The sequence below is a fragment of the Bradyrhizobium sp. SHOUNA76 genome (genome assembly GCF_023006445.1).
Classification (GTDB): Bacteria; Pseudomonadota; Alphaproteobacteria; order Rhizobiales; family Xanthobacteraceae; genus Bradyrhizobium.
This window is the reverse complement of record NZ_JALBHA010000440.1, coordinates 1-5,549: the sequence shown is the minus strand read 5'-3', so window position 1 is coordinate 5,549 and position 5,549 is coordinate 1. Positions and strand designations below refer to the sequence as shown.

The 5,549-nt window shown below is 64.5% G+C and carries 3 protein-coding genes and 3 pseudogenes; 2 read left to right on the top strand and 4 right to left on the bottom strand.

From position 1 onward, the window contains the following. Positions 1-151, bottom strand: a pseudogene (locus MOV74_RS30165) (amino acid ABC transporter substrate-binding protein); the annotation flags it as partial. Positions 152-248: 97 nt separating this feature from the next. After that, the gene (locus MOV74_RS30160; RefSeq protein WP_246930383.1) at positions 249-1,313 is read right to left on the bottom strand and encodes a LysR family transcriptional regulator; all 1,065 of its coding nucleotides are present in this window, start codon (positions 1,311-1,313) and stop codon (positions 249-251) included. Between the two features lie 334 nt (positions 1,314-1,647). On the opposite strand from MOV74_RS30160, the gene MOV74_RS30155 reads away from it, so the two are divergent. Together MOV74_RS30155 and MOV74_RS30150 are read left to right on the top strand one after the other, a co-directional pair. Continuing rightward, on the top strand, positions 1,648-2,913 hold the full coding sequence (locus tag MOV74_RS30155; RefSeq protein WP_246930381.1) for a D-amino acid dehydrogenase: 1,266 nt from the start codon (positions 1,648-1,650) through the stop codon (positions 2,911-2,913). Positions 2,914-3,105: 192 nt separating this feature from the next. After that, positions 3,106-4,689 (top strand): amidohydrolase family protein, encoded by a 1,584-nt coding sequence (locus tag MOV74_RS30150; protein ID WP_246930379.1) that lies wholly within the window; start codon positions 3,106-3,108, stop codon positions 4,687-4,689. Between the two features lie 365 nt (positions 4,690-5,054). Here the strand turns inward: MOV74_RS30150 and MOV74_RS30145 are convergent. Both MOV74_RS30145 and MOV74_RS30140 read right to left on the bottom strand, forming a co-directional pair. Next, positions 5,055-5,219, bottom strand: a pseudogene (locus tag MOV74_RS30145) (amino acid ABC transporter permease); the annotation flags it as partial. A gap of 110 nt (positions 5,220-5,329) precedes the next feature. Continuing rightward, positions 5,330-5,549: pseudogene (locus MOV74_RS30140) on the bottom strand (transporter substrate-binding domain-containing protein); the annotation flags it as partial.

Here is a 5,549-nt window from a genome sequence, read left to right as displayed (position 1 = left end):
CGACGATCTTGTAGCAGATGTCCATCGCGAACCCGACGGGCTTCTGGTTGTCATCGAGATAGGAGAACGGGATCGAGGAGTCGCGAAAGCCCAGCGTGATGGCGCCGGTGTACTTGATGTTCTTCAGCGTTCCCGTGAGTTCCTGGGCCATCGCCGGCCCGGCGGACAACGCGCCAGCAAGCAGACAGAAGCTGATCCGACGGTATTTCACGAAATTCTCCCTCTTTTGGTTATTGACTGACGATACTTCAGCGACTCGATCTCGAAGGCCTGGCAGGCGATTTGACCGGTCCTTTCGCAGCCTGCCCCGCACGCCCGTCTGCGGCATGGACCGCATTATTCCTGCACAACTCGGACCAAAAGAGATTTAGCGAGCGCTGGCTATTCGTCCGGTCCTTGAATGCGACTAAAGATAGCGGCAACGCCCATTTGTTGCCCCCGATGGCCGCCAATCCCTTGTGGCCATGCGCCGCGGCGGTGCCTTCCGTAAGCCAGGCGACGCCGCGGCCGGCCAGCGCCATCTCGCATAGCACATCGGACATGTCGCTTTCGATCACCCGCTGGCCGGCGATCGGGGCATTCTCCAGGATGAGATCGACCAGGCGCGCGAAATAGACACCGGGCGAATACATCAGCAGCGGCACCGGATGCGACGCCTTGCCCGGCAGCGATATGCCTCCCTTGGCGGCCAGCGCCTCGCTGACATAGGGCCGCAAATACTCGGTGCCGAGGCTCACGCGCTCGTAGCGGTCCGGATCGAGATGGATCGGCTGCTGAGCGTGGTGATAGCAGATCATCAGGTCCGCGTTGCCCGACACCAGCGAGGTGACAAGATCATGGATGTTGCCGACCACGACCGAACAGCTCATGCGCCGCTCGGCGGACCAGGCTTGCCACCACTGCGGCAGCTGCGCCGTCGCCATGGCGAACGGCAGTGCGATCCTGATGTGCTCATGCGAGCGCAGCGGCTTGCCGCCAAGCTCGTCGCGGCTGTCTAGCATCTGCCGCAGCAATTCGCCGGCATGCTCGCGAAAGCGCTCGCCTTGCGGCGTCAATTGCGTCGGATAGACGCTGCGATCGATCAGATCGAAGCCGAGCCAGGCCTCCAGCGACTTGATGCGGCGGCTGAACGCCGCCTGCGACGTGTTGCGCCGCTCGGCCGCACGGGTGAAGTTGCCGGTCTCGGCCACCATCAGAAAATCCTGCAGCCAGCGCAGTTCCATCACGCGACCTGTCTTGATGCCGGACGCTGCGGCAGGTTCCCCGCGATACCCTGCTCCCGACGGCGCGGGACGGCGTGCGTCGACCGGCATTGCTTGCTGCCACGGTATTGGTTGCCCCATGGCGCGCAACCTAGCGAAGCGGCATATGGCCCGACCAATGCAAGCTTTGCATCAGGGCCTTCCGGCGCCGATTCCCGCCCAATTTCCTTCAAATCCCAGCCTTTCATGCGCCGATCCGCATTCGCCCGATGCCGCCCGACCGCTCCAGCGTGCTACGGCGGGGCCCATCATGCAAGTTTTGCATGATGCAGACATGGCATCGCCGGCGGCGATCACGCCGCCCTAGGTTGGCGGCCGCAACGCCACTCCTCGTCCCGATCGGCTCTGTTGCCGCATCGGGCGACAGTCCAGAATGAGTCCTTACATGAAAATCTGTGTGCTCGGCGCCGGCGTCATCGGACTGACGACGGCATGGTGCCTCAGCGAGGCCGGACATGACGTGATCATCGTCGACCGCCATGCCGAGACCGGCGCCGACGCCAGCGCCGCCAACGGCGGCCAGCTGTCCTATGCCTTCGTGACCCCGCTGGCATCGCCTGCGACACTGTTGAAGCTGCCCTCGCTGCTGGTCGCCAGAGACTCGCCGATGCGTATTCGCCCCGGCCTCGATCCGCATCTGATATCCTGGGGCGTTCGCTTCCTGCTCGCCTGCCGCTCGGCCGCCGTGCGCGACACCGTTGCCGCGCAGCTCGCGCTTGCCGCCATCAGCCGGGACGAATTGACGCGCCTGTCGCAGACGCTCGATCTCGCGTTTGGATTGCGAACCGCCGGCAAGCTGGTGCTGTTCCGTTCGCCCAGCGAATTCGACGCCGCGCGAAGCGCCGTCACCGGCAAGGCCGGCGCTGATAATGCGCAGCAGGTGCTCACGCCGGCCGAGTGCCTCGCACTGGAGCCCGCGCTCAAGCTCGGAGCACGCGAACTCGCCGGCGGCATTTTCACCGCCTCCGAACAGGTCGGCGATTGCGCCGCGTTCTGCGCCGCGCTTGCCGACCGGCTGACACAGCGAAACAATGTCGAGTGGCTGCTCGACACGCCTGTGACCGGACCGGTCCGGTCCGGCGGCCGTCTTGTTGGCGTGGACACCGTTAAGGGACGCGTGCAAGCCGACCGCTTCGTTCTCTGCATGGGAGCATCCTCGAGCGCCTTTGCAAGAGCTTGCGGATTCTACCTGCCGATCTACCCGGTCAAGGGCTACAGCATCACGCTGCAGCCCGCGGGCGAAGTCAGCGCGCTTCGCCACAGCGTCACCGACTTCGAACGCAAGCTGGTGTTCGCGCCGCTCGCGCGCGACGAAGGCACGGCGATCCGGGTTGCCGGGATCGCCGATCTCGACGGCAACGATGCAAGCCTCGATCCGGGCCGTCTCGACATCCTGCGCCGCGCGGCGGCGAAAATGCTGGGGATGGCGACTGACGGCGACGTCGAGCCATGGTGCGGTCTACGCCCAATGACGCCCGATAGCCGGCCGATCATCGGGTGGTCGCCGCTCTCCGGGCTGTTCATCAATTCGGGCCACGGCATGCTCGGCTGGACGCTGGCCTGCGGCAGCGCCCGCCTCACCGCTGACCTGATCGACGGCAGGCCGGCGGCGATTGAAGCCGGCGCGTTTGCGGTGCGGCGCGCGGCGTGACGGTTCTGTCAGGTACGTTTCCCTTTCTCGCCGAGATCCCAGAACAAGGTCCGCCATAAGCGCAAGGGTCGGCTTTGTTGGCGAGGAAGAGCTTTTTGGGTGCCCGGGAGATGCGCCTCCAATGCAAAGCTTGCATTGGATGGCCGGGAGAACGCGAACTAGCCTGCTGCTCGCATGACGGAGACTTTTCAGATGAAATGCCTGCCTGCCCTTCTTGCCGCCATTTGCTTTGGTCTCGTCCCGACTGCCCCTGCCATCGCCGCCGGCACGGCCGATCTCCTCATCAGCGGAGGAACGATCTACACCGGCGCCGACGAGGCTCCGTTCGTCGGCGACGTCGCGGTGAGCGGCGACAGGATCGTCTATGTCGGCCCGCATGCCGGCGCGCCGGCGGCAAAGGCCAGCATCGACGCACAGGGCATGATCGTCGCGCCCGGGTTCATCGACGTCCACACCCATCCCGAAAGCTATATCCGATCGGGCGATGCGGCCAAGCGGCTGAACGCGCCATGGCTGATGCAGGGCGTTTCGACCATCTTCATCGGCGTCGACGGCAGGGGTACGCCCAACGTCGCGGCCGATCAGGCCGAGCTCGAGGCGCAAAAGGTCGGCACCAACATCGTCAGCTATGTCGGGTTCGGTGCGGTCCGCGAGGCGGTGCTGGGCCATGATGCCCGCGCGCCTTCGCCTGATGAACTGGAACGCATGAAGGCGCTGGTTGCCAAAGCGATGTGCGAAGGCGCCATCGGCCTTTCCGCCGGGCTGTTCTACGCTCCGCAGAGTTTTGCCAGGACCGAGGAAGTGGTGGCGGTGGCGAAGGAAGCCGCGCGCCGCGGCGGCATCTACGACACCCACCAGCGCGACGAGAGCTCGTATTCCATTGGTCTGATGAACTCCGCGAAGGAGGTGCTCCAGATTGGCCGTGAGGCGGAGATACCGGTGCATTTTGCGCATCTGAAGGCGCTCGGCGTCGACCTGCAGGGCCAAGTGCCGGAAGTGATCCGCCTGATCGAGGCGGCGCGCGCGGCGGGCCAGAAGGTGACGGCGGATCAATATCCGTGGCTGGCGTCGAGCACGAGCCTCGATGCGGCGCTGGTGCCGCGCTGGGCGGTCGATGGCGGCTATGCGGCGATGATCAAACGTTTCGATGATGCGGCACAGATGGCGAAAATCCGCGACGAGATGATGGAGAATTTGCGACGCCGCGGCGGCGCGGACTCGATCCTGCTGACCAGCGTCGATCGGGAATGGACGGGAAAGCGGCTGTCAGAAATGGCCGAGGCGTGGAAGGTCGAGCCGGTCGACGCCGCGGTGCGCATCCTGCGCGCCAACCCGCGCGACTCGATCGCTTCCTTCAACATGATCGACAGCGATGTCGACCTCGTGATGAAGCAGCCATGGGTCGTCACCGGCTCCGACGGCACCGACGGCCATCCCCGGCAATTCGCCACCTTTCCGCGCAAATACGCCGTCTACGTCAGGGAGCGCAAGGTCATCGATTTGAAGACGTTCATCCGGCAGTCCACCGGGCTGTCGGCCGACATCTTCAAGCTCGACCGCCGCGGCTATCTGCGGCCGGACTATTTCGCCGATGTCGTGGTGTTCGACCCGGCCCGCTACGCGCCGAAGGCGGACTATGTGCGCCCGCGCGAGCTGACCGTCGGCGTGCACACGCTATTGGTCAACGGCGCGCCGACGATACAGGACGGCCAACTGACGACGGCGGCCAGCGGCCGCGCGCTCAAGCGCACGCCGGCGCCGGGGACTTGTCCGTAGAGATCGCCCGAGGGCCTTTCAAATGACGACCTGATTATGAACGTTGTATCAAAGGAGCGCGCCCCAACAGAGGTACCGGTCGCTGCGCGCCACCCCTGATCATCACCGAGGAACAGATCGCCGATATCTTTGCTGCCATCGGCCGTGCATTGAACAGCATCAGCTGACGGCCTCTCAAAGTGCCGCCACCGTTGCAAGGCCGTGCTCCGCGGCCTCGAGCGCAGCGGCGATGTCGGTCTCGGTATGAACGGCGCAGAGGAACATGTTGTGCTTGGGATGGAAGTAGGCTCCCCTTGCAAGCATCCCGCTGCAGAAGGCTGAACCCTTCCGGTAGTCCGGGTCTCCTTCAAATAAAAGGGTCGAGTGCCGGCGGCCCTCGGCAGCAGCTCCGGCAGTACGAAGAACCACAGGAACAGCTGCACCAGCAGCGGCATGTTGCAGAAGAATTCGACGTAACAGAAGCCGAACCAGTTGGCGCCTTTCGACAGCAGCGTGCGCATCACCCCGACGATCAAGCCCGTGATGAGCGCCCCGCGCGAACGCGCCAGTCTTGGTTGTGCCGGCGCCCATGCAAATGTCCGGCCACCCCTGTGTCAAGAGTGGCCGGACATGATCCCGATCGAAAGATCGAGGCTGTATCTTACTTGTAGTCGTCCGGATTGGGCGAATCCGTCGGCTTGGCGAACTCGTTCTTCAGCTCGGCCGAGATCGGGGTGTTGAGGTTCAGCCCCTTCGGCGGGATCTTTTGGGTGAACCACTTGTCGTAGATCTTCTGCGCCTCGCCGGAGGTGTAGAGCGCCGCGGTCGCGGCATCGACGACCTTCTTGAAGGCGGCGTCGTCCTTGCGCAGCATGATGCCG

Excerpts from the sequence above, each read along its gene's own strand:
- MOV74_RS30160 (WP_246930383.1), bottom strand. The coding sequence starts at position 1,313 with ATGCCGGTCGACGCACGCCGTCCCGCGCCGTCGGGAGCAGGGTATCGC.
- MOV74_RS30155 (WP_246930381.1), top strand. The coding sequence starts at position 1,648 with ATGAAAATCTGTGTGCTCGGCGCCGGCGTCATCGGACTGACGACGGCA.
- MOV74_RS30150 (WP_246930379.1), top strand. The coding sequence starts at position 3,106 with ATGAAATGCCTGCCTGCCCTTCTTGCCGCCATTTGCTTTGGTCTCGTC.